Source organism: Streptomyces huasconensis (genome assembly GCF_021028635.1).
GTDB lineage: Bacteria > Actinomycetota > Actinomycetes > Streptomycetales > Streptomycetaceae > Streptomyces > Streptomyces huasconensis.
On the sequence record NZ_CP086119.1, the window covers coordinates 3292081 to 3313927 of the forward strand.

The following is a 21847-nucleotide window of genomic DNA, read 5'->3' on the forward strand; positions in this document are numbered from 1 at the left end:
GGGCATGAGCGCTACCGCACCCCGAGCATCCGACGCCCACCCCCGTTTCGCCGAGGCCCTGCGGGAACTGGGCCTCGGCGATCTGCTGCCCCGGGTCCGCCGCTTCCCGGAGCAGACCCGTACCGCGCAGGAGGCCGCGGCCGCGATCGGCTGCGAGCTGAGCCAGATCTGCAAGTCGCTGATCTTCGCGGCGGACGGGGTGCCCGTCCTGGTCCTGATGGACGGCGCGTCGCGGGTCGACGTGGAGCTGGTGCGTCGGGAGCTGGGCGCGGAGAAGGTCACGCGCGCCAGGGCGGACGTGGTCCGGGAGACCACCGGTTACGCGATCGGCGGCGTGCCGCCCTTCGGCCACGCGACCAGGACCCGTGTGCTCGCCGACCGTTCCCTGCTCGACCACGACGAGGTGTGGGCGGCGGCGGGCACCCCGTACGCCGTCTTCCCCATCGACCCCAAGGCGCTGATCGCCCACGCGGGCGGCGCCGTGGTGGACGTGCGCGAGAGCGCGGAGTGACGCCGCTGGTCGCGGCGGCGGTCCTGCTCGCCGCCGTCACGCACGCCAGCTGGAACGCGATCGCCCACCACATCACGGACAAGCTGGTGGGGTTCACGCTCATCTCCGGCGGCGGCGCGCTGATCGGCCTGCTCCTGGCCCCCTTCGTCGCGCTCCCCGCGGCGGGGGCCTGGCCCTACCTGGTCCTCTCCGCGCTCATTCACGTCGGCTACTACGCCCTGCTGATGCGGTCGTTCAAGCTCGGCGACTTCGGCCAGGCGTACCCGATCGCGCGCGGCACCGCGCCGCTGGTGGTCACGGTCCTCGCGGCGGTCTTCGCGGGGGAGATCCCGGACGGCTGGCAGGCGGCGGGCGTCGCGGTCTCGTGTGCGGGGCTGACGGGCCTGGCGCTGTGGGGCATACGGGGATCGGGGCGCCGCCCGGACTGGCCGGCGCTCGGCGCGGCCCTGGCGACGGGCGTCTCCATCGCGGCGTACACGGTGGTGGACGGCCTCGGCGTACGGGCGTCGGGCTCCTCGATGGGGTACATCGCGTGGCTGATGATCCTGGAGGGCATGGCGATCCCGCTCTACGCGACGTACCGCTGGCGGGGCGAACTGACCGCGCGCCTGCGTCCGTTCGCCGCGGTGGGCCTGCTCGGCGCGGCCCTGTCCGTCGCCGCGTACGGCCTGGTCCTGTGGGCGCAGACGAAGGCGGAGCTGGCACCGATCTCCGCGCTGCGGGAGTCCTCGATCATCGTCGGCGCGGCGATCGGCGCGATCTTCTTCAAGGAACGCTTCGGCGCGCCACGGCTGGTGGCGGCGGGGTTGATGGTGGCGGGGATCGGGTTGATGTTGCACGCGGGGTAGGGGGCGCGTGGAGGGGGTGGCGGCCGCGTGGCCGGGGGGCGGCTGCGTACCCGGTGGCGGCCGTAACCCGCTGGGCGGCGTCACGTCAGCCGGGCGTCGGTTCCGGTAGGCGGGCGCAGCGGCGGCAGGTGCGGGCCGAGGGCGCGATCGCCGCGTGTGCGGCGGCTGCCAGTGCCCCGGCGAAGGCGAGCAGTGTCCAGTCCGTGGCCAGCGCCGCCGCGGCGGCCAGGGCGAGCGTCGCGGCGGCCATGGCTCCGCTGGCCGTGGTGCCCGCCCAGGCGACGATCAGCGGCAGGCGTTGCGGTGTCGGGAGGCGGCGGGCGAGGCTGCCGGTGGCGGCCAGGGTCGCCGCGGCGAGCAGGGCGGCCACGGTCGCGACGAAGGCGAGGTGGACGGCGAGCAGCCGGGCGACGGCGGGGTCGTGGCCCGCGGTCCTTGCCAGGTACCAGCAGCCGAGCAGGAAGGGCGCGGTGAGCGTGACGGCCCGCGCGGTGTGCCGCGCCTGGGCGACGGTCAGCTCCCGCTGGCAGCTGGGGGCGAGTTCGCCGACCGTGCCGAACTCCCGTACCGCCCGGCGGGCCGCCTCCTCCTCGGACAGCCCGGCGTCGGCGTACGCGGCGGCCGTGTCCGCGAGGCCGTCCCGTACCTCCTCGACGAGGCGGGACTTGGCCTTGGCGGGGCCGTGCAGCGCGGCGGTCAGGTCGGCCGCGTACGCCTGGACGAGGCGGTCGGCGGGGCTCATGCGGCGAGCCCGGGTGCCGGGCCGGGGTTCAGGACGGAGCCGATCGCCTCGGTGAACTCGGCCCACGCCGCGCGCTCACCGGCCAGGGTGGCCCGGCCCGCGTCGGTCAACTCGTAGCACCTGCGCCGCCGTTCGCCGGAGGACTGCCAGCTGCTGCTCAGCAGGCCGAGCCGTTCCAGGCGGTTCAGGGCCGGGTAGATCGTGCCCGTACGCAGCTCCAGCGCGCCGCCGCTGCGGCGCTGCACGGCGGCGATGATCGCGTACCCGTGCAGGGGGCCAGGTTCCAGTACGGCCAGCAGCAGTCCGTCGAGGTGCCCTCGCACCGCATCCGCCTTCATGAGTAGGCAGCCTACACAAAACCGCCGTAGGCAGTGTATGTATTGGCAGCCAACACATGAGTCCTCAGTCCCGCTCCCCGGAGGTCCGGCGTGACCAAACTGCTGTTGTCCGTCCACGTGCTCGTGGCGATCCTGGCCGTGGGGTCGATCACCGTGGCCGCCTCGATGTTCCCGCGCCAGGCGCTGCGGGCGATCGGCGGCGAGGGGCCGGGGGTGGCCGCGCTGCTGCACCGGGTCTGCCGGGGCTACGCGGTCGCCGGTATCGCCGTGCCGGTGTTCGGGATCGCCACCGGGGCGCGGCTCGGCGTCCTCGGCGACGCGTGGCTGATCGTCTCGCTCGTCCTGACCGCGGGCGCGGCGGCCCTGCTGGCGCTGGCCGTCCTGCCGGGGCAGCGGACCCTGCTCACGCTGGCCGAGGCGCCCGGGGACGTCGAGGCGGCGCGGCCCGTCGCCGCCCGGCTGACGATGCTCACCGGCGTCTTCAACCTGCTCTGGGCGGTCGTCGTGGTCCTGATGATCGTCCGCCCCGGCTCCACGACGGGAGCGTGAGCGGCGTGCGCACGCTCCGCATCGCGGCCGCCGCCGAGGCCGCCTCGCTCGTCCTGCTGCTCGGCAACCTCTTCACCGTCCACGCGCCGGCGCTCTCCGCGCTCCTCGGCCCGCTGCACGGCACGGCGTATCTCGTCGTCATCGCGGCCACGTGGATGGTGCCGTCGGCCGCGGCGCCGGGCACCCGGTGGCGCGCCCTCGTCCCCGGCCTCGGCGGTCTGCTCGTCCTGCGGCGGATCGGGGACGGCCGGGCCGACGCCGGGTGACGGGCCTAGAGCGCCTCGCGCAGAGCCCTGACCAGGGCCTGGGCGCGGGGGTCGGCCGTCACGCCCTTGTTCATGCCGTTGGTGACGTAGCCGAAGGCGATGCCCGACTCCGGGTCGGCGAAGCCGAGGGCGCCGCCGCGGCCGGGGTGGCCGAAGGAGCCGGGGGCCAGCAGCGGGGAGGCGCCGCCGTGCAGCATGTAGCCGAGGCCGAAGCGGGTGGGGACGACCAGGACGCGGTCGGGGCCCGCCGACGCCTCGGCGCGGGCGGCGTCCACCGTCTCGGGGGTGAACAGCGGGGCCGCGCCGTCCACTTCGCCGGTCAGCGCGGCGTAGAAGCGTGCCAGGCCGTCCGCCGTGGCGATGCCGTTGGAGGCGGGCAGGGCCGCCGCCCGGTACGCCGGGTCGTTCTCGTCCGGCAGCGGGTCGATGGCGCCGAAGGCCCGGCGGGTCAGCGACGCGGGGTCGGCGTAGGCCTGCGCCACGTTCCGCTTGGGGCGGGTCCGCAGGCCGCCCGGCGCGGCGGGCGGCTCGATGCGGCCGATCCGGCCCACCCGCGCGGCTTCCGCTTCCGGCAGTCCCACCCAGAGGCCGAGGCCGTACGGCCGGGCGATCTCGGCGTCGATCCACTCCCCCACGGCCCTGCCCGTCACGCGCCGCACCAGCTCGCCGGTGAGCCAGCTGTAGGTCTGCGCGTGGTAGCCGTGGCCGGTGCCCGGCTCCCAGAACGGAGCCTGCGCGGCGACCACGGCGGCGGCGAGGTCCGGGTCGAGCGCCTCGGCGGGCGTGAGCGGCCGGTCCAAGGCGGGCACCCCGGCGCGGTGCGCGAGGACGTGCCGTACGAGGACGCCGTCCTTGCCGTGCGCCTTGAACTCCGGCCAGTAGGCACCGACCGGCGCGTCCAGGTCCAGTTCGCCGCGCTGGTGGAGCAGGAGCAGGGCGGCGGCGGCCACGCCCTTGGTGGCCGAGCGGATCACCTGCGCGGTCCCCGGCTCCCACGGGGTGTCCCCGTCCCCGTCGACGTCCCGCACGCCACCCCACAGATCCACGACCTTGCGCCCGTCACGGTAGACGGCGACGGCGGCGCCGCGCTCCCCCCGCTCACCGAAGTTGCGGACGAAGGCGTCCCGCACCGGCTCGAAGCCGGCGTCCACCGTGCCGTGCACGCCGCCCATGACGTGCGTGCCACTCATGACGTCCGTGCCACTCATGCCGCTGGTGCCGCTCATGTCGCTGGTGTCCTTCATGACCAGGCCAACAGCGGCTTCGGGCCGAGGATTCCCGGGCCGCGCGCGTCGGCAGGCTTCATATCGAAGCCTCGGGCGCCACCGTCCGCGGGCTGAACCCGAAGGGCAGCTCCAGGCGGTGGGCGCTCATCAACGCCTCGTCGGCCAGCAGTTCGCCCGTCGGGCCGTCGGCCGCGATCACGCCCTCGCTGAGGATCAGGGCACGGGGGCACAGCTCCAGGGCGTACGGCAGGTCGTGCGTGACCATCAGGACCGTCACGTCCAGCGCGCGCAGGATGTCGGCCAGCTCGCGGCGCGAGGCCGGGTCCAGGTTGGAGGACGGCTCGTCCAGGACCAGGATCTCCGGCTCCATGGCCAGCACCGTGGCGACCGCGACCCTGCGGCGCTGCCCGAAGGAGAGGTGGTGCGGCGGACGGTCGGCGAACTCCGCCATGCCGACCCGGCCCAACGCCGTCAGCACGCGCGCCTCCAGCTCCGGGCCCCGCAGGCCGGCCGCCGCGGGCCCGAAGGCCACGTCCTCGCGGACCGTCGGCATGAACAGCTGGTCGTCGGGGTCCTGGAAGACGATGCCGACCCGGCGCCTGATCTCCGCCATGTGCTTCTTGCCGACGGGCAGCCCGGCCACCGTCACGGTCCCGGCGCCGCCGGTCAGGATGCCGTTCAGATGCAGGACGAGCGTGGTCTTGCCCGCGCCGTTCGGCCCGAGCAGGGCGACGCGCTCGCCGCGCCGGACGGTGAAGTCGACGCCGAACAGCGCCTGGTGGCCGTCGGGGTAGGCGAAGGCAAGCCCGGCCACGTCGAGCGAGGGTGCCGGCGGCGGCGTGGAGGTCACAGGGTCCATCCCAACAGGCAGACGACGAGGGCGGAGAGCGGCAGGGCCAGTGCGTACGTCCACTGCGCGCGCGAGGCGGTCACCTCGTCGATGACCGGCATCGACCCGGCGTAGCCCCGGCTGACCATGGCCAGGTGGACGCGCTCCCCGCGCTCGTACGAACGGATGAACAGGGCCCCGGCGGACTTGGCGAGGACGTTCCACTGCCGCACGCCCCGCGCTTCGAAGCCGCGTGACTCCCGGGCGATCTTCATGCGGCGCATCTCGTCCGTGATGACGTCGCCGTACCGGATCATGAAGGAGGCGATCTGGACGAGCAACGGGGGGAGCCGCAGCCGCTGGAGGCCGAGGAGCAGCTCGCGCAGCTCGGTGGTGGAGGCGAGCAGTACGGAGGCGGCGACGCCCAGCGTCCCCTTGGCGAGGACGTTCCAGGCGCCCCAGAGGCCGTTGACGCTCAGGGACAGGCCGAGCACGTCGACGCGTTCGCCCTGCGCGACGAACGGCATCAGGACGGCGAAGGCCACGAAGGGGACCTCGATCAGCAGCCGCTTGAGGAGGAACCCGGCGGGGACGCGGGCGGCCCGGGCGACCGCGGCCAGGAGCACCGCGTAGAGCCCGAAGGCCCACATCGCCTCGCGGGGCGTCGAGACGACCACGACGACGAAGCAGAAGACCGCGGCGAGCTTGGTGTGCGGCGGCAGCGCGTGCACCGGCGAGTGCGCGTGCCGGTAGAGCCGGTGGGCGTGGCCCGCACCCACGTCAAACCTCCCCGCCCGGAGTCCGTGACCGCCCGCCGCCGTCGCCCGCGGGGGCCGGCTTGGCCGCGGGAGCCGCCTCGGGCACGGCGTCCGCCCCCTCGTCCGCCCCCGGTACGGCCGCCGCGGAGGCGTCCCCCGACCTCCGGCGCCGCAGCGTCCAGAAGACCGCCGAGCCCGCGATCACCGTGACGCCCACCCCGATCACGCCCGCCAGGCCTCCGGAGAGGCGCGCGTCGGTGATGTCCTTGACGCCGTAGTCCGCGAGCGGTGAGTCCGCCGTGGCGTGTTCCTCCGCCTTCTTGTCGATGCCCTTGTCGTGCGCGACCTTCTCCAGGCCGTCGGGGTTCGCGGAGGCGTAGAAGCTGACGAAGCCCGCGAGGACGAGGGAGGTGACGATGCCCGCGATCCACAGCGTGCGGGTGGACCGGGCGGCGGCGGGCGCGGCGGCCGGCGTGTCCACCAGTTCGCCGCCGACCCGCAGTTTCAGCGGCCGGGTCAGGCCCCGCGCCCCGTACACCAGGTCGGGCCGTACGGCGATGACCGCGCCGACGGTGAGCGCGGTGATCGCGGCCTCGCCGATGCCGATCAGGATGTGGACGCCGACCATGGCGGTGGCGACCTTGGTCAGGGAGACGTCGGTCGTGCCGCCCACGGCGTAGACGAGGGTGAAGGCGACCGCGGCGGCGGGCACGGACAGCAGCGCCGCGGCGAAGGAGGCGACGGTCACCGAGCGGCGCCCGCGCGGGAGCAGCTTCACCAGGCCGCGGAAGACCACGTAGGCGACGACGGTGGTGACGACCGCCATGTCGGAGATGTTCACGCCGAGCGCGGTCAGCCCGCCGTCCGCGAAGAGGACGCCCTGCATGAGCAGCACGACGGAGACGCACAGGACGCCGGTGAAGGGCCCGACGAGGATGGCGGCGAGCGCACCTCCGAGAAGGTGGCCGCTCGTCCCGGCCGCGACGGGGAAGTTCAGCATTTGCACGGCAAATATGAACGCGGCGACGAGCCCGGCGAGCGGCGCGGTGCGTTCGTCCAGCTCACGCCGGGCGCCTTTGAGGCTGACCGCCACCGCGCCCGCGGCGACCAGCCCGGCCGCGGCGGAGACAGGGGCATCGATGAATCCGTCGGGGACATGCATGGGCGCGCTCCTGGGCAGGGGCCCTGGCAGGGCAGATCGCTCATCGTGAACCGTGCAAGGCGTGAACCGTTCAATGATTGGCCTTGTTGCGAACTGTTTGCAAGAGCACTGCGGTCCCAATACGGCTACGTCCGAGGGGCGCGGTCCGCACCGCCACCCCAAGGAAGAAGTGCGTACATATGGGACATTGGTGAGGAAGTGGGCGTCGATGGCGGCGCGCACCCGCAGGGACGAGGAGTTCGGTGATGTCCGCAGTCGAGCAGTACGCACGTGCCCACCTCGTCACGGACTCCTCCGAGGGCCACCGCGCCGTCCCCGTCGTCCTGCGCTACGACCCGGAGGCCGACCCGCACGCGGTGCGGATCGGCCTCCCCGGGCACCGGGAGTGGACCTTCGCCCGGCAGCTGCTCGAACAGGGCCTGCGGGCCCCGGTCACGGCCGGTGACGTACACGTCTGGCCGTGCGGCCGGGTCCAGACGGTCGTGGAGTTCCACGCGGGGGACGACGGGGTGACGGTCGTCCAGTTCGACGCCTCGGCGCTGATGCGCTTCCTGCGCCGCACCTATGCGGCCGCCGCCGCCCCGGTCACCCGCTGACCTGGGGCCATCGCCCCCGGCGGGATCAGACGCGTACCGGCTTCCGGTCGGGGTCCGCCTCGGGGTCCGTCTCGGGGTCCGAGGCGGCCTCCGTACGCAGCCCCTCACCCTCCACGTCGACGTTCGGCAGCGCGCGGTCGAGCCACCTCGGCAGCCACCACGCCTTGTCGCCGAGCAGCGCGAGGACGGCGGGCACCAGTGCCATGCGGACCACGAACGCGTCGAAGAAGACCGCGATCGCGAGGCCGAAGCCGATCATCTTGACCATCTGCTCGCTGGAGCCGATGAAGCCCGCGAAGACCGCGATCATGATGACGGCCGCCGCCGAGACGACCCGCGCCCCGTGCCGGAAGCCGGTCACGACCGCCTGGCCGGGCCGCTCCCCGTGGACGTACGCCTCCCGCATGCGGGTCACGAGGAAGACCTCGTAGTCCATCGCCAGGCCGAAGACCACGCCGACCATGAAGATCGGCATCATCGACATGATCGGGCCGGTCTGCTCCACGCCGAAGAGCGAGCCGAGCCAGCCCCACTGGAAGACCGCGACGACCGCGCCGAGGGCCGCGAGGACCGAGAGCAGGAAGCCGAGGGCCGCCTTGAGCGGGACCAGGACCGAGCGGAAGACGACGATCAGGAGCAGGAAGGCGAGGCCCACGACCAGCGCCAGATAGGGCAGCAGGGCGTCGTTGAGCTTCTGTGAGACGTCGATGTTCATGGCCGTGGTGCCGGTGACCATGATCTCGGCGCCGGTGTCGGACGTGATCCTCGCGCCCGTGTCGCGGATCGAGTGGACCAGGTCCTCGGTCTCGGTGCCGCTCGGCTTGGAGGACGGCACCACGCTGATGATCGTGGTGTCCCGGGCCTTGTTGAACATCGGCGGGGCGACGGTCAGGACGTCGTCCAGCTGCGAGATCGTCTTGGTGATCTCACCGGCCGCCGCCTTCGGGTCGTCGGCGCCCTTGAGGTCGCCGACCACCATCAGCGGGCCGTTGAAGCCCGGCCCGAAGCCCTCGGAGACCAGGTCGTACGCCTTGCGCTGGGTCGTGGACGTGGGCTGCGCGCCGTCGTCCGGCAGGCCGAGTTCCAGCTGGGAGACCGGGATGGCGGCGGCGCCGAGCCCGACGATGCCGACGAGCAGCACGGCGACCGGACGGCGGACCACGAAGCGGGCCCAGCGGGTGCCCATGTTCGGCTTGGCGTCCTCGCCTGCGGCCCTGTCCTTCGTGCCGCCGCCGAACAGCCGGCTCTTCTCCCCCATGGGCAGGACCCGCTTGCCCGCGTACCCCAGCAGCGCGGGGATGAGGGTGAGCGCGATGAGGACGGCGATGACGACCGTGCCGGCCGCGGCGAAGCCCATCTTGGTGAGCATCGGGATGTTGACCACGGCGAGGCCGACCAGCGCGATGACCACGGTGAGCCCGGCGAAGACCACCGCGGAGCCCGCGGTGCCGACGGCCCGGCCCGCCGCCTCCTCGCGGTCGCGGCCCTCGGCGAGTTCGCCGCGGTAGCGCGAGACGATGAACAGCGCGTAGTCGATGCCGACGGCGAGGCCGATCATCATCGCGAGCGTCGAGGTGGTGGTGCCGAGGTCCAGCGCGTTCGCGAGGGCCGCGATGGTCGAGACGCCGATGCCCACGCCGATCAGCGCGGTGAGCAGCGGCAGCCCGGCGGCGATCAGCGAGCCGAAGGTGATGACGAGGACGACCGCGGCGACCGCGATGCCGATGATCTCGGAGGAGCCGGTCTCGGGCATGGCCTGGAGCGCGTCACCGCCGACCTCGACCGTGAGCCCGGACCCGCGCGCCTTGTCGACGGTCTTCTCCAGCGCGTCGCGGTCCTCGTCGGTCAGCTCCATCGAGGTGACCTTGTACGAGACGGAGGCGTACGCCGTGGAGCCGTCCTTGCTGACGGTCTTGGCGCGGAACGGGTCGTCGGCGCGGGCCACGTGGTCCGAGCCGGACCCGAGGGCGCCGACGGTCTTGACGATCTCGGCCTTGTTGGCCGGGTCCGTCACCTTCTCGCCGTCGGGCGCCTTGAAGACGACACGGGCGCTCGCCCCGTCGGCGGCGGCCTCGGGGGCGCGCTTCTCCAGCAGGTCGAAGGCCTTCTGCGCCTCCGTGCCGGGTATGGAGAAGGAGCTGGAGGCGGCGGTGGGCGCCGACGCCGCGCCGACCATGGCGAGGGTGAGCAGCGCCAGCCAGATCAGGGCGACGAAGTGCCGTCGCCGGAAGGCGAGTTTGCCGAGTTTGTAGAGGAAAGTGGCCACGTGGGCGTACTCCCGGTCAGGTCGTGGTGAGTGACTTCGGGGCAGGGGTGACTGCGGGCGCGGGTGTGTACGGGCAGGGCGGATGGGCCCGAGGGCGCGCCGGGGGGGGCGCGTCGGGCTCAGGTCCGGGGTGGTCAGACGCCGAGCGCGGGGAGGATCACGGCGTCGACGTACGAGGCGAGGAAGGCGCGGTCGACCGGGCGGTCCTCGATGAGGTCCCGGGCGACGAAACCGCCGACCATCATGTGCACGACGTACTCCAGGGCCGGATTGTCCGCGGCGACCTCACCGCGCTCCACCGCTCTGCGCAACAGGGCGTTCAGGCCGGTCAGCTCCGGCTCGATGAGGAGGTTGCGCAGCGCCTGGTGCAGCTCGGGGTTGTCGTGCACGGCGTGGAACAGGCCCCGCATCAGCGCGGCGTCCCTCTCCATCTGGCAGTCGTCCGAGCGGGCCACCATCTCGTGCAGGTCGCCGCGGAGCGATCCGGTGTCGATGTCCGACAGCGACGCCGGCTTGTTGTGCCGCAGCGCCTTGGCGACCAGCTCGGGCTTGCTCCCCCACTGCCGGTAGAGCGTCGCCTTGCTGGAGCGGGTGCGGGATGCCACGGCGTCCATGGTGAGGGCGTCGTAGCCGACGTCGCGGAGCAGGTCGAGCACGGCCTCGTACAGCTCGGCCTCACGCTCCGGCGTGATCCGGCTGCGCCGCGCGGCGGCTGCCTCGGTCATGATCCGTCCCTCCTGTTCCACTGCTGAAAGCCAGGTGAACGAAACGGTTTCGTACACCGGCCTCACCGGAGCGTACCCCGCACGCCGTAACGAAACGAAACGGTTTCGTACGTGTGCTGGGTCACGCCGCTCCCACGAGTTGCCGGGGCCCCCGGCGCGGAAAAGCATGGTGAGGTGACCGACGACCGCGACGACGCCCCGGCAGAGCAGCCGCAGCCCCACCAGGCGGACCACGCCTACCTGCGTTTTCCCCACCTCAGCGGCGACCGCCTCTGTTTCGCCGCCGAGGACGACCTGTGGGTGGCCCCCCTCACCCCCGAGGGCGCCCCCGCCGACCGGGCCTGGCGGCTCACCGCGGACCGGACCAAGATCGGCCACCCCCGCTTCTCCCCGGACGGCCGCCACATCGCGTACACGACCTGGCGCAGCCTCGACCCGGAGATCCATCTGGCGCCGGTGGACGGCGGGCCCTCGCGCCGCCTCACCTACTGGGGCAGCACCGACACCCGGGTCTGCGGCTGGACGCCCGACGGCCACATCCTCGCCGTGTCCTCGCACGGCGAGCCCTTCTCGCACTTCTGCTTCGCCTACAGCGTGCCCACCGACGGCTCACCCGGCGGCAAGCTGCCCTGGGGCCCGGTCGCCGACATCGCCGTCACCGACACCCTCGCCGGCAGTGACGGCCCCGGCGACTGCGACCGCAAGACGCTTTTGCTCACCGGCAAGCCGCCCCACGAACCGGCCGCGTGGAAGCGCTACCGCGGCGGTGCGACGGGCCGGCTGTGGATGCACGGCAAGCAGATCCTCGGCCACCTCGACGGGCACCTCGACTCACCCATGTTCGTGGCCGGCCGCATCGCGTTCCTCTCCGACCACGAAGGCATCGGCAACCTCTACTCCTGCCTCCCCGACGGCTCCGACCTGCGCCGCCACACCGACCACGACGCCTTCTACGCCCGGCACGCCGCCAGCGACGGCACCCGCGTCGTCTACCAGTGCGCGGGCGAGGTGTGGCTGGTCGACGCGCTCACCGCGGACTCCGTGCCGCGCCGCCTCGACGTGCGGCTCGGCGGACCGCGCTCCGGACGGCGGATCTACCAGGTCCCGGCCGCGCAGCACGTCGACGCACTCTCCGTGGACACGACGGGACGGGCCAGCGCCGTCGTCGTGCGCGGCAGCCTCTACTGGCTCACCCACCGGGACGGCCCGGCCCGCACCATCACCGACACACCCGGCGTCCGCGTGCGGCTGCCGGAGATGCTGGGCACCGGCGGGCAGGTCGCGTACGTCACCGACGCCGAGGGACAGGACGCCGTCGAGATCGCCCACCTGCCGCGCGCCACCGGCACCCGGCCGCCGCGCAGGCTGGTGACCGGGGACCTCGGCCACGTCCAGGAACTGGTCTCCGACCCCGCGGGCGAGCGGCTCGCCCTCGCCTCGAACGACGGCCGCCTCCTGCTCGTCACGGCCTGCGACCCGGAGGAGACCGAGGCCATGAACCGCAGGCTGCGCGAGGTCGGCGAGGCGGCCCCCGAAGCCGCGGAGCACCCGGAGGCCGTGGAGAAGACGGAGGCCGAGGTCACCGAGGTGATCCGCTCCATCAACGGTCCGGTGCGCGACCTCGCCTTCTCCCCGGACGGCACCTGGCTCGCCTGGTCGCACCCGGGCATCGGCCGCTCCCTGCGGCAGATCAAACTGGCCCGCGTCGCCGGGCCGGGACCGCGCACCATCGTCGACGTCACCAACGGCCGCTTCGAGGACGAGAACCCCGTCTTCACCCGCGACGGCCGCTACCTCGCCTTCCTCTCCTGGCGCGGCTTCGACCCCGTCTACGACGTGCACACCGGCGACCTGTCCTTCCCGCTGGGCTGCCGCCCCTACCTCGTACCGCTCTCGTCGGCGATCCCCTCGCCCTTCGCGCTGCTGCCGGACGGACGCCCGGCGGCCGGCGGCCTGGACCCGGCCGACGACAACGCGGGCGACGGCACGACGACGGTGGAGACCGAGGGGCTGGCGGCGCGGGTGACGCCCTTCCCGGTCGCCGCGTCGAAGTACTCGGCCCTCCAGCCGGTGAGCGGCGGCGGCCTGGTCTGGCTGCGCTGGCCGATCTCGGGCGCGCTCGGCGAGACCTTCGCCAACCCGGCCGACACCTCGGGCCGCCCCACGCTGGAGTACTTCAACATCGCCAAGGCGAAGAAGGCGCAGCTCGTCGAGCACCTGGACTGGTTCGCGCCGAGCGGCGACGGCACCCGGCTCGTGGTGGTCGACGAGGGCGACCTGACCGCCGTGCCCGCCACCGAGCAGGGCGACGGCGACACCACCGTCTGGATCGACCTGCGCCGCATCCTGCACGAGGTCGACCCGGGCGCCGAGTGGCGCCAGGCGTACGAGGAGGCGGGCCGCGTCATCCGCGCCTACTTCTGGGACCCGGGGATGTCCGGCGTCGACTGGGACGGGGTGCTCGCGCAGTACCGGCCGCTGGTCGAACGCGTCGCCTCGCCGGACGAGTTCGCGGACCTGCTGCGGGAGGTCCTCGGCGAACTGGGCACCTCCCACGCGTACGTCTCCCCGGCCCGCCGCAACGAGGGCCCGCCGCACTACCAGCGCGCGATGGGCCTCCTCGGCGCCAACCTCGTACGCAGGGACGGCGGCTGGATGGTCAAGCGCATCCTGCCGGGCGAGTCCTCCGACTCCAAGGCGCGCTCCCCGCTGGCGGGCGCGGGCATCCGCGAGGGCGCGATCCTCACGCACGTCGACGGCCGCCCCGTCGACCCGGTGACCGGCCCCTACCCGCTCCTCGCGGCGGCGGGCGGCACCACCGTCGAGCTGACGTTCTGCCCGGAGGGCGAGGGCCGCCCGCGCCGGGTCGCCGTCGTCCCGCTCGTCAACGAACGCCCCCTGCGCTACCAGGACTGGGTGGCCAAACGCCGCGAGGTCGTCCGGGAGTTGAGCGGCGGCAAGTGCGGCTACCTGCACATCCCCGACATGGGCGGCTCCGGCTGGGCCCAGTTCAACAGGGACCTGCGCCTGGAGGTGTCACGGCCCGCCCTCATCGTCGACGTGCGCGGCAACGCGGGCGGCCACATCAGCGAGCTGGTGGTGGAGAAACTCACCCGCAAGATCCTCGGCTGGGACCTGACGCGCAACGCCCAGCCCGTCTCGTACGCCTCGAACGCGCCGCGCGGCCCGGTGGTGGCGCTGGCCGACGAGGCGACCTCCTCGGACGGCGACATGATCACGGCGGCCTTCAAGCTGCTGGGGCTCGGCCCGGTCGTCGGACAGCGCACCTGGGGCGGCGTGGTCGGCATGACCGGGCGGCACCGGCTCGGCGACGGGACGGTGATCACGGTGCCGATGAACGCGGGCTGGTTCGACGCGTACGGCTGGTCGGTGGAGAACCACGGCGTGACCCCGGACATCGAGGCGCTGCGCACCCCGCTGGACTGGGCGGAGGGGCGGCACGCCCAGCTCGACGACGCCGTGCGGGTCGCGCTCGACCTCCTGGAGCGGCACCCGCCGACGGCCCCGCCCGGCTACGCCGACGTGCCGGACCGCAGCCGACCGCCGCTGCCACCCCGCTCCTGACAGCCCTCCGACTCCCCGTTGACTCTCCGTAGTTGATCGAAATGCGGCGAATGTCCACCCATGTAAATCTGGTCGAGGCCCCAACCCCCTCACCCACAACGGGAGTGAACAGCATGGGCATCAAGGACCAGTTCCAGGACAAGGCTCAGGACCTCGCCGAGAAGGCCAAGAGCCGCGCGGGCGACAACGAGAAGATGCGCGAGCGCGGCACGCAGGCTCAGGACCGCCTGCGCGAGCGCGGCACGCAGACCCGCGACGAGGCGTCGGAGCGGTCCTCGCAGGCCCGTGACACAGCGCGGCAGCAGCGGGACCGGGTCGAGGACTACGAGATCTGACCCGCGCCGCACCCCGCGCCACCCGCGCGAAGAAGGCCCCGGGACGCCGGGGGCCTTCTTCGCGCACAGCCGAAGGGGCCGGTCCGCTCAGCTCGCCCGCGCCGCCTCGTCCGCCGAACCGCCCGCTCCCACCAGGCCCGTCGGCACGCTCGTGAGCCGCGGCTCGAAGCGCCGCATCTCGCGCTGGCCCACCGCGCCGATGAGACTCGGCAGGTAGCCGCGGACGCCCTGCATGCCCCGCAGCCACCACTGCGCGTACACATGGCTGGAGCGCCGCTCGATGCCGGCGACGATGCGGTCCACGGCCGGGCCCAGCGGATACGTCTTGTTGGACGGCCACGGCAGCCGCTGGCGCAGCTCGCGCATCACGTCGTCCTGGTCCGCGCCCCGCACCATGTCGGTGTCCGTCCAGGACAGGTAGCCGACGCCGACCTTGACGCCCTTGTAGCCGACCTCGGCCCGCAGCGCGTGCGCGTACGCCTCGACGCCCGACTTCGACGCGCAGTACGCCGTCATCATCGGCGCGGGCGTGATCGCGGCGAGCGAGGCGATCTGGAGCAGGTAGCCGCGGCTCTCCATCAGGACCGGCAGGAAGGCACGGGCGGTGACCGCACTGCCGATGAGGTTGACCTCGATGACGCGGCGCCACGCCACCGGGTCGGACTCCACGAAGGGTCCGCCGCTGGCCACGCCCGCGTTCGCGACGACGATGTCGACCTTGCCGAAGCGCTCCTTGACCTCCCGCGCGACCCGGGCCATCGCCTCGTGGTCGGTGACGTCGGCGTGCCAGTGGTCGGCCTCGGTGTGCAGCCGCTGCGCCACCTGCTTCAGCTCGTCCGGCTCCAGGCCCACGAGCGCGATCTTCGCGCCCCGCGCCGACAGCTTGCGCGCGAGCAGCTCACCGACCCCGCGCGCCGCGCCCGTGACGACCGCGACCTGCCCCTCCAGGCTGACCCTGCTCATGCGCCCTCCTTCACCTGTACGTACGTGTCGACGAGTTCCGCTATGCGTGCCGTGACGGCGTCCGGGGCCTCGATGGGCGTCATGTGCCCGACCCCGGCCAGTTCGGTGAGCCCCACGCACCGGGGCAGGGCGGCGGCGATCCGCCGCGCGTGCACCACCGGGGTGAGCCGGTCGGCCAGGCCCGCGACGACGGCCGTGGGCACCCGCAACGCGCCCACCTCGACGTCGAGTTCGAGCGTGGCCAGCACGTGGGACCAGCCGTGGCGCACGGCGGTCGGGCAGGCGTGCACGATCCGCGCGCAGACGTCGACCTTGTCCGGCGCCGAACCGGGGCCCATCGTCCCGTACTTGAGGATGCGCCGGGACAGCGGCGTGACGGGCCCGAGCGGCGCCCGGGAGCCGAGCACGGACCGCGTGATCCGGGTCCGCACCCGCCCGGCCCGCAGCGGCACCACCATCGACTCGGCGACCAGGCTCGAACTGCCCGTGCTGCACAGCAGGACGGCGGCCGCGTGCTCCCGGAACGTCTCGCGCCCACCCGCGGCCATGAGCGTCATGCCGCCCATGGAGTGCCCGACGAGCACGGCCTTCTCCCCCGGCGCGAGCGTCGCCGCGAGGACCGCTTCGAGGTCGTCGGCGAGCGCCCGCGTGCTGTACCCCTCGGGGTCCGCGGGGGCGGCGCTGCGCCCGTGCCCCCGCTGGTCGTACGTGATGACCCGGTGAGTGGCGCTGAGGGAACGTATCTGCGCCGCCCAGAACGCCGTCGAGCACGTCCAGCCGTGGGCGAGCACCACGGCGGGCGCTTCTTCCGGACCGTGCGCCTCGACGTGTATACGGGCCCCGTCGGCGGAGACGGCGGTCAGTTCGCGCGCGGCGGCGGGCGGCGCGTAGGGCCCGTCCGCGAGGCGGGTCAACCTGCTCATGCCCCGGCCTCCACCTTCGCGCCGCCGGACGTGCCCGCCGCGGCCTCGTGCGTACGGGGCTTCGGCGCCCGCAGCACCTCGTACTCCTGGAGGTCCACGCGCCGCGTCGCCGCGCGGAACTCGGTGGTCGTGCCGGGCCACACGGTGGTGTTGACGCCGTTGGCGTCGAGGTACCAGCTGGTGCAGCCGCCGGTGTTCCACACGGTGCGCTTCATCCGCTCCTGGACGCGGCGGTTCCAGGCGCTCACGGCGGCCGGGCGGGGGGCGAGCGCGGCGCGGCCTCCGAGGACGTCGAGCTGGCGCAGGTAGTCGGCCATGTAGTTCAGCTGGGACTCGATCATCAGGATCATGGAGGAGTTCCCGAGGCCGGTGTTGGGGCCGATGATCGTCATCCAGTTGGGGAAGCCGGCGGCGGTCGCGCCGCGCAGCGCGTTCATGCCGCCCTTCCAGGTCTCCATGAGGGTGTGCCCCTCGTCGCCGACGACCCGCTCGGCGATTGGCATGTCCGTGACGTGGAAGCCGGTGCCGAAGACGATCGCGTCGACCTCGGCCTCCGTGCCGTCCGCGGCGACCACCGTGCTGCCGCGCACCTCGGCGAGGCCACTGGCGACGACGTCCACATTCGGCTGGGCGAGCGCCGGGTAGTAGGTGTTGGACAGCAGGATGCGCTTGCAGCCGATGCGGTACGTGGGGGTCAGCTTGGCCCGCAGCGCGGGGTCCTTGATGGCCCGGTACATGTTCCGCTTGGCGAGCTGCTCCACCATGCCGAGTTCGTTCGGCCGCTTGGTGAACGCCTGGACCTGCAACTCCCGGATGCCCCACAGGAGTCCGCGCCGGGCCTGGGTGGTGAACGGCAGCTGCTTGTGCAGCCAGCGTTCCACGCCGGTGATGGCGCGGTCCGCGCGCGGCATCACCCACGGGGGCGTGCGCTGGAAGAGGGTGAGCCTGCCGACCTTCTTCTGGATCTCGGGCACGATCTGGATGGCGGAGGCGCCGGTGCCGATCATCGCGACGCGCTTGCCGGTCAGGTCGTAGTCGTGGTCCCAGCGCGCGGAGTGGAAGACCTTGCCGGGGAAGGTGGCGAGGCCGGGTATGTCCGGGGTCTTGGGGTCGGAGAGAGGCCCGGTGGCCGAGACGACGACATCGGCGGTGAGTGTGCCGTTGCCCGTCTCGATGATCCAGCGCAGCCGGTCGGCGTCCCAGGTCATCAGCTTCACCTCGGTGCCGAGGCGGATGTGCGGGCGCAGCCGGAAGGTGTCGGCCACGCGCTCCAGGTACTCCTGGATGTGCTCCTGCCCGGAGAAGGTGCGCGGCCAGTCGGGGTTGGGCGCGAAGGAGAACGAGTACAGGTGCGAGGGCACGTCGCAGGCGCAGCCCGGATAGCTGTTGTCCCGCCAGGTGCCGCCGACCGCGCCGGCCCGCTCCAGGACGACGAAGTCGGTGATGCCTTCCCGGCGCAGCCGCACGGCGGCCCCGAGGCCCCCGAACCCGGAACCGATCACCGCCACCCGTACGTGCTCGTGCTCACGCCCCTGCTCAGGGCCACGCTCGCGCTCGGCCATGCCGCCGCCTCCCGAAGTACCCGACTCTGCCAGTAACTACTGGCGCAATGGGGAGAGTAGAACACGTACGTACTCATGGGTAGGGGTCGGCCAGGGAAAGTTACCGGGGGTACGACATAGGCTTCCTCCGTGGCAGACCTAGGGGCAGACCAAGGGGAAGGCGAAGGCGGCGTCCGCGAGTACCGCATGGCGGAGCTGGCCGCGGAGGCCGGCATCACCGTGCGCACCGTGCGCTTCTACCGCGAGCGCGGGCTGATCCCGCCGCCGCGCCGCGAGGGCCGCATCGCCTGGTACGACGAGCACCACCTGGCCAGGCTGCGCACCATCGCCGCCCTGCTTGAGCGCGGCCACACCCTGAACGGCATCGCCGAGTTGGCCGACGCCTTCGAGAAGGGCCGCGACGTCGGCGAACTCCTCGGCCTCGGCGCACCCACCGAGGAGCAGCCGGTCCGCCTCACCCCCGAGGAGCTGGCCGACCACTTCGCGGGCGAGGTCACCCCGGAGAACCTCGTCGCCGCCCTGGACCTCGGCTACCTCGGCACCGACGGCGACGAACTGGTCCACATCAGCCGCCGCCTCCTCGACGCGTCGTCCACCCTCGTCCGCAAGGGCGTTCCGCTCGCCGCGGTCCTGGAGGCCGGGCAGCGGGTGCGCGAACACGCCGACGCGCTGGCGGAGTTGTTCGTCACCGTCCTGCGCGACCACGTCCCCGCCACCGCCGCCACGGACATCGACGACCTGCGCCCGGTGGCCAAGGCCGTGGTGGAGGCGGAGCTGTCGATGGCCCTGGACCGCCGCCTCAAGCAGCCCTGAGGAAGGGCGCGTTCAGCGCGGCAGCCACCACCGCGCCTTGTAGATCCCGCCGCCGACCAGCCGGTACGTGCTCGTGGGCCGGTGGACGCCCACCGTCGTCGTCCACCACGTCTCTTCGAGGCCGCGCTCGGGCACGGTGCTCAGAACCTGCCCGGTGCGCGGATCGTCACCGACGGCCTTCACCGATTTCCGCGAGATCTCCCCGGCCCCGGCGAAGTCCTGCACGAAGACCCCGCTGCCGGTGTCGTACTGGAAGACGGCCGCGTTGGTCGTCACCCACAGCCGCCCCGGCCGCCCCGCCACCGGGAAGAGGTCGTGCCCGCCGGGCGTGCGGCCCGGCGTCCCCACCGGCAGGCCGACCGCAAAGGCCTTGGTCAGGGCGGGCCGCGCGGCGGTGCCGCCCACCTCGTACGCCACCAGCTCGTCGTCGCCGATGGCCCACAGCACCCGCCGCGCACCGTCCCAGTGCAGGCCGTGGGCGCCCTTGAGCCGCGCCTCCGCGTACCGCTCGGCGCGCGGCCCCTGCGAGGCGGCGTACAGCCGCACGAGCGCGCCGGTGCTGCCCGCCACGGCCACGTTCCCGTCGGGCAGGATCTCGGCGCTGTGCGGGTTGAACAGGTCGTCCCCGGGCCCGAGCGCCGTGCCCCAGTACCGCCGCCCCGACGGATGCGCGACGACCGCCACGAAGCCGAACGACGCCGTGGTGAGCACGTACGTACGCTTCCGGTGCACCCGCACCTTCGCCTCGCACGGGTACACCCAGCTCGCGTCCGGCCGCAGATCCCGGTAGCGCGGGTCGCCGAGTGGCGAGAACTGCCACCGCACCACCGACGGATCGGCGGCCGGGTCCCACACGCGCCGCCGCGGGTCGAGGACGAGGAGGCGCCGGGACGCCTGCTCGGTCACCAGCACGGGCGGCGTTCCGGCCGGGACCGCGCTCCCGCTCGCCCCGTGCGCCGCCGTGGCGGGCAGCGCCGCCGCGATCCCGGCCCCCGCGGCACCCAGCACCACGGCACGTCTCGTAGGCATGCCCGACACGAAGTACCCCCGGCTCCACGGCAGTTGGTCGTGTACGCGACGGCAATCTGCCATGCCGGGCGGGCCCGGGACAGCCCTGTGCCGGACTTTGTGACCGTGTCCCGCCGACGGCCACTCCCTTGGCGGATACCTACAGGTCGTAGACCACGGTCACGGGCGCGTGGTCGCTCCACCGCTCCGCGTGCGTCGCGGCCCGCTCCACGTACGCCTTCACGGCGCGCTCGGCGAGACCGGCCGTCGCGACGTGGTAGTCGATGCGCCAGCCCGTGTCGTTGTCGAAGGCGCGCCCGCGGTAGGACCACCACGAGTAGGGCCCTTCGACGCCCGGGTGCTGGGCCCGCACGACGTCCTCGTACTCCTCGAAGACCTCGCTCATCCAGGCGCGCTCCTCGGGCAGGAACCCGGAGTTCTTCTTGTTGCCCTTCCAGTTCTTGAGGTCGGCCTCCTGGTGGGCGATGTTCCAGTCGCCGCAGACGACGACGTGGCGCCCGTCGGCGGCGGCCCGCGCCTTCAGCTCCTTCAGGTACACGAGGAACTCCGCCATGAACCGCGTCTTCTCGTCCTGCCGCTCGGTGCCGACCTCCCCGGAGGGCAGGTACAGGCTCGCGACGGTCACGCCCGGCAGATCGGCTTCCACATACCGTCCGCTGCCGTCGAACTCGGCCGATCCGAAGCCGATCCGGACCCGGTCCGGCTCACGGCGCGTGTACAGCGAGACGCCCGCGCGCCCCTTCGCCGCGGCGGGCGCGTGCACGACGTGCCACCCCTCGGGCGCGCGGACCTCGTCCGGCAGCTGCTGCGGCTCGGCGCGCACCTCCTGAAGGCACAGCACATCGGCCGTGGTCTCGCCGAGCCACTCGACGAACCCCTTCTTGGCGGCGGCTCGCAGCCCGTTCACGTTCGCAGAGGTCACTGTCAGCACAACACTCGCCTTACTCTCCTCCGGCCTCTTCGCCCGGACCGGGGATCAGGCTCCCACACGCCCCCGAGTGACCCGCGCCATCCTCCGCGCCCATACCGGGGCCCCGGCCCTCCCGGCACACTGGACCACGCATTCCGCCGACCGCCGCATAGAAGTACGATGCCACGCATGCCTATACAGACTGCCGACACCACCCGCGTCCACCTGCGCCCCGTCACGTTCGCCCACCCCGACGCCATCGCACTCAACGACCGCGTCCAGCGCGAATACGTGGAGCGCTACGGCGACGACGGCGACGTCACCTTCCTCGAACCGGGCATGTTCACGCCGCCCCGGGGCCTCTACCTCATCGCGTACGACGAGAACGCCACCCCGCTGGCCACCGGCGGCTGGCGCGGGATGGACGAGAACGGCGAGGGGTACGAGAACGGCGACGCGGAGCTCAAGCGGATGTACGTCACACCCGAGGCCCGCGGCCTCGGCCTCGCCCGGCGCATCCTGGCGGCCCTGGAGACCGACGCGAAGGCGGCGGGCCGCGTACGGATGGTCCTGGAGACGGGCACGAAGCAGCCCGAGGCGATAGCCCTCTACACCTCCAGCGGCTACACCCCCGCCCCGGCCAAGTTCGGCTACTACCGCTTCCACGACCTGAGCCGCTGCTACGCGAAGGCGCTCTGAGGCCACGAGGGGACGAGACCCGGGGGGACGGGCGCCGGGGGGCAACGCAAAGATCCCGCCCAGTTCGATGAACTGGACGGGATCTCATGTGCAGTGGACCTGTGGGGATTTGAACCCCAGACCCCCTCGATGCGAACGAGGTGCGCTACCAGACTGCGCCACAGGCCCTTGCAACGAGTGAAACTCTAGCATCCCGATCGGGGTGCTCGGAA

22 protein-coding genes and 1 tRNA gene are annotated in these 21847 nt (G+C 73.0%); 9 read left to right on the forward strand and 14 right to left on the reverse strand.

Features of this window, described 5'->3' with window-relative positions; genetic code table 11:
- Window positions 1–4: 4 nt before the first annotated feature.
- Window positions 5–511, forward strand: a complete 507-nt coding sequence (locus J2N69_RS14745) for a YbaK/EbsC family protein (protein WP_230901157.1) — start codon at window positions 5–7, stop codon at window positions 509–511.
- Window positions 508–1359, forward strand: coding sequence for a DMT family transporter (locus J2N69_RS14750; RefSeq protein WP_230901158.1), 852 nt, complete (start codon window positions 508–510; stop codon window positions 1357–1359). Before J2N69_RS14745 ends, J2N69_RS14750 begins: the two co-directional genes overlap by 4 nt.
- A gap of 85 nt (window positions 1360–1444) precedes the next feature.
- Here J2N69_RS14750 and J2N69_RS14755 read toward each other — a convergent pair whose 3' ends face one another.
- The gene (locus J2N69_RS14755) at window positions 1445–2101 is read right to left on the reverse strand and encodes a permease prefix domain 1-containing protein (RefSeq protein ID WP_230901159.1); all 657 of its coding nucleotides are present in this window, start codon (window positions 2099–2101) and stop codon (window positions 1445–1447) included.
- Window positions 2098–2439, reverse strand: a complete 342-nt coding sequence (locus J2N69_RS14760; protein ID WP_230901160.1) for a PadR family transcriptional regulator — start codon at window positions 2437–2439, stop codon at window positions 2098–2100. Before J2N69_RS14760 ends, J2N69_RS14755 begins: the two co-directional genes overlap by 4 nt.
- Before the next feature lie 90 nt (window positions 2440–2529).
- On the opposite strand from J2N69_RS14760, the gene J2N69_RS14765 reads away from it, so the two are divergent.
- On the forward strand, window positions 2530–2988 hold the full coding sequence (locus J2N69_RS14765) for a hypothetical protein (RefSeq protein ID WP_230901161.1): 459 nt from the start codon (window positions 2530–2532) through the stop codon (window positions 2986–2988).
- A gap of 5 nt (window positions 2989–2993) precedes the next feature.
- Window positions 2994–3254 (forward strand): hypothetical protein, encoded by a 261-nt coding sequence (locus tag J2N69_RS14770; protein ID WP_230901162.1) that lies wholly within the window; start codon window positions 2994–2996, stop codon window positions 3252–3254.
- A gap of 5 nt (window positions 3255–3259) precedes the next feature.
- On the opposite strand, the gene J2N69_RS14775 is transcribed toward J2N69_RS14770, so the two are convergent.
- The 4 genes from J2N69_RS14775 to J2N69_RS14790 form a co-directional block, all read right to left on the reverse strand.
- A complete protein-coding gene (locus J2N69_RS14775) occupies window positions 3260–4426 on the reverse strand; it encodes a serine hydrolase domain-containing protein (RefSeq protein ID WP_230904735.1) in 1167 nt (388 codons plus the stop codon).
- 130 nt (window positions 4427–4556) lie between these two features.
- The gene (locus tag J2N69_RS14780) at window positions 4557–5339 is read right to left on the reverse strand and encodes an energy-coupling factor ABC transporter ATP-binding protein (RefSeq protein ID WP_230901163.1); all 783 of its coding nucleotides are present in this window, start codon (window positions 5337–5339) and stop codon (window positions 4557–4559) included.
- The gene (cbiQ, locus tag J2N69_RS14785) at window positions 5327–6088 is read right to left on the reverse strand and encodes a cobalt ECF transporter T component CbiQ (RefSeq protein ID WP_230901164.1); all 762 of its coding nucleotides are present in this window, start codon (window positions 6086–6088) and stop codon (window positions 5327–5329) included. Before cbiQ ends, J2N69_RS14780 begins: the two co-directional genes overlap by 13 nt.
- 1 nt (window position 6089) lies before the next feature.
- Complete coding sequence (locus tag J2N69_RS14790; RefSeq protein ID WP_230901165.1) at window positions 6090–7229, reverse strand: energy-coupling factor ABC transporter permease; 1140 nt, start codon at window positions 7227–7229, stop codon at window positions 6090–6092.
- Between the two features lie 245 nt (window positions 7230–7474).
- On the opposite strand from J2N69_RS14790, the gene J2N69_RS14795 reads away from it, so the two are divergent.
- Window positions 7475–7825: an SsgA family sporulation/cell division regulator gene (locus J2N69_RS14795; RefSeq protein ID WP_230901166.1), complete on the forward strand. Its 351-nt coding sequence runs from the start codon at window positions 7475–7477 to the stop codon at window positions 7823–7825.
- Window positions 7826–7850: 25 nt separating this feature from the next.
- On the opposite strand, the gene J2N69_RS14800 is transcribed toward J2N69_RS14795, so the two are convergent.
- Entirely contained in the window at window positions 7851–10091 is a 2241-nt protein-coding gene (locus J2N69_RS14800; protein ID WP_230901167.1) for an MMPL family transporter, read from the reverse strand.
- Window positions 10092–10225: 134 nt separating this feature from the next.
- Window positions 10226–10816, reverse strand: coding sequence for a TetR/AcrR family transcriptional regulator (locus tag J2N69_RS14805; RefSeq protein WP_230901168.1), 591 nt, complete (start codon window positions 10814–10816; stop codon window positions 10226–10228).
- A 174-nt stretch (window positions 10817–10990) separates the two neighbouring features.
- Between J2N69_RS14805 and J2N69_RS14810 the strand changes: the two genes are divergently transcribed.
- Entirely contained in the window at window positions 10991–14401 is a 3411-nt protein-coding gene (locus tag J2N69_RS14810) for a S41 family peptidase (protein ID WP_230901169.1), read from the forward strand.
- Window positions 14402–14514: 113 nt separating this feature from the next.
- Complete coding sequence (locus tag J2N69_RS14815) at window positions 14515–14736, forward strand: hypothetical protein (protein WP_230901170.1); 222 nt, start codon at window positions 14515–14517, stop codon at window positions 14734–14736.
- Between the two features lie 87 nt (window positions 14737–14823).
- Here J2N69_RS14815 and J2N69_RS14820 read toward each other — a convergent pair whose 3' ends face one another.
- From J2N69_RS14820 to J2N69_RS14830, 3 genes are read right to left on the reverse strand one after another with little or no spacing between them, the layout of a single operon-like run.
- Entirely contained in the window at window positions 14824–15699 is an 876-nt protein-coding gene (locus J2N69_RS14820; RefSeq protein WP_230901171.1) for an SDR family oxidoreductase, read from the reverse strand.
- The gene (locus tag J2N69_RS14825) at window positions 15696–16622 is read right to left on the reverse strand and encodes an alpha/beta fold hydrolase (RefSeq protein ID WP_230901172.1); all 927 of its coding nucleotides are present in this window, start codon (window positions 16620–16622) and stop codon (window positions 15696–15698) included. Before J2N69_RS14825 ends, J2N69_RS14820 begins: the two co-directional genes overlap by 4 nt.
- The gene (locus J2N69_RS14830) at window positions 16619–18184 is read right to left on the reverse strand and encodes a flavin-containing monooxygenase (RefSeq protein WP_230901173.1); all 1566 of its coding nucleotides are present in this window, start codon (window positions 18182–18184) and stop codon (window positions 16619–16621) included. The genes J2N69_RS14825 and J2N69_RS14830 overlap by 4 nt, the downstream gene beginning before the upstream one ends.
- Window positions 18185–18370: 186 nt before the next feature.
- Here J2N69_RS14830 and J2N69_RS14835 point away from each other — a divergent pair, with 186 nt between their 5' ends.
- On the forward strand, window positions 18371–18997 hold the full coding sequence (locus tag J2N69_RS14835; RefSeq protein WP_127912124.1) for a MerR family transcriptional regulator: 627 nt from the start codon (window positions 18371–18373) through the stop codon (window positions 18995–18997).
- 12 nt (window positions 18998–19009) lie between these two features.
- On the opposite strand, the gene J2N69_RS14840 is transcribed toward J2N69_RS14835, so the two are convergent.
- Together J2N69_RS14840 and J2N69_RS14845 are read right to left on the reverse strand one after the other, a co-directional pair.
- Complete coding sequence (locus J2N69_RS14840; protein ID WP_230901174.1) at window positions 19010–20026, reverse strand: DUF6528 family protein; 1017 nt, start codon at window positions 20024–20026, stop codon at window positions 19010–19012.
- Window positions 20027–20165: 139 nt separating this feature from the next.
- Entirely contained in the window at window positions 20166–20957 is a 792-nt protein-coding gene (locus J2N69_RS14845) for an exodeoxyribonuclease III (RefSeq protein WP_230901175.1), read from the reverse strand.
- A 168-nt stretch (window positions 20958–21125) separates the two neighbouring features.
- On the opposite strand from J2N69_RS14845, the gene J2N69_RS14850 reads away from it, so the two are divergent.
- Entirely contained in the window at window positions 21126–21635 is a 510-nt protein-coding gene (locus J2N69_RS14850) for a GNAT family N-acetyltransferase (protein ID WP_230901176.1), read from the forward strand.
- Window positions 21636–21729: 94 nt separating this feature from the next.
- Here J2N69_RS14850 and J2N69_RS14855 read toward each other — a convergent pair.
- A tRNA-Ala gene (locus tag J2N69_RS14855) sits at window positions 21730–21803 on the reverse strand.
- Window positions 21804–21847 lie beyond the last annotated feature (44 nt).

Bases quoted from the DNA above. Each gene is read 5' to 3' on its own strand.
- J2N69_RS14790 (WP_230901165.1), bottom strand. From the start codon at position 7,229: ATGCATGTCCCCGACGGATTCATCGATGCCCCTGTCTCCGCCGCGGCC.
- J2N69_RS14840 (WP_230901174.1), bottom strand. From the start codon at position 20,026: ATGCCTACGAGACGTGCCGTGGTGCTGGGTGCCGCGGGGGCCGGGATC.
- J2N69_RS14775 (WP_230904735.1), bottom strand. From the start codon at position 4,426: ATGGGCGGCGTGCACGGCACGGTGGACGCCGGCTTCGAGCCGGTGCGG.
- J2N69_RS14820 (WP_230901171.1), bottom strand. From the start codon at position 15,699: ATGAGCAGGGTCAGCCTGGAGGGGCAGGTCGCGGTCGTCACGGGCGCG.
- J2N69_RS14825 (WP_230901172.1), bottom strand. From the start codon at position 16,622: ATGAGCAGGTTGACCCGCCTCGCGGACGGGCCCTACGCGCCGCCCGCC.
- J2N69_RS14795 (WP_230901166.1), top strand. From the start codon at position 7,475: ATGTCCGCAGTCGAGCAGTACGCACGTGCCCACCTCGTCACGGACTCC.
- J2N69_RS14745 (WP_230901157.1), top strand. From the start codon at position 5: ATGAGCGCTACCGCACCCCGAGCATCCGACGCCCACCCCCGTTTCGCC.
- J2N69_RS14760 (WP_230901160.1), bottom strand. From the start codon at position 2,439: ATGAAGGCGGATGCGGTGCGAGGGCACCTCGACGGACTGCTGCTGGCC.
- J2N69_RS14805 (WP_230901168.1), bottom strand. From the start codon at position 10,816: ATGACCGAGGCAGCCGCCGCGCGGCGCAGCCGGATCACGCCGGAGCGT.
- J2N69_RS14815 (WP_230901170.1), top strand. From the start codon at position 14,515: ATGGGCATCAAGGACCAGTTCCAGGACAAGGCTCAGGACCTCGCCGAG.
- J2N69_RS14830 (WP_230901173.1), bottom strand. From the start codon at position 18,184: ATGGCCGAGCGCGAGCGTGGCCCTGAGCAGGGGCGTGAGCACGAGCAC.
- J2N69_RS14780 (WP_230901163.1), bottom strand. From the start codon at position 5,339: ATGGACCCTGTGACCTCCACGCCGCCGCCGGCACCCTCGCTCGACGTG.
- J2N69_RS14850 (WP_230901176.1), top strand. From the start codon at position 21,126: ATGCCTATACAGACTGCCGACACCACCCGCGTCCACCTGCGCCCCGTC.
- J2N69_RS14755 (WP_230901159.1), bottom strand. From the start codon at position 2,101: ATGAGCCCCGCCGACCGCCTCGTCCAGGCGTACGCGGCCGACCTGACC.
- J2N69_RS14835 (WP_127912124.1), top strand. From the start codon at position 18,371: ATGGCGGAGCTGGCCGCGGAGGCCGGCATCACCGTGCGCACCGTGCGC.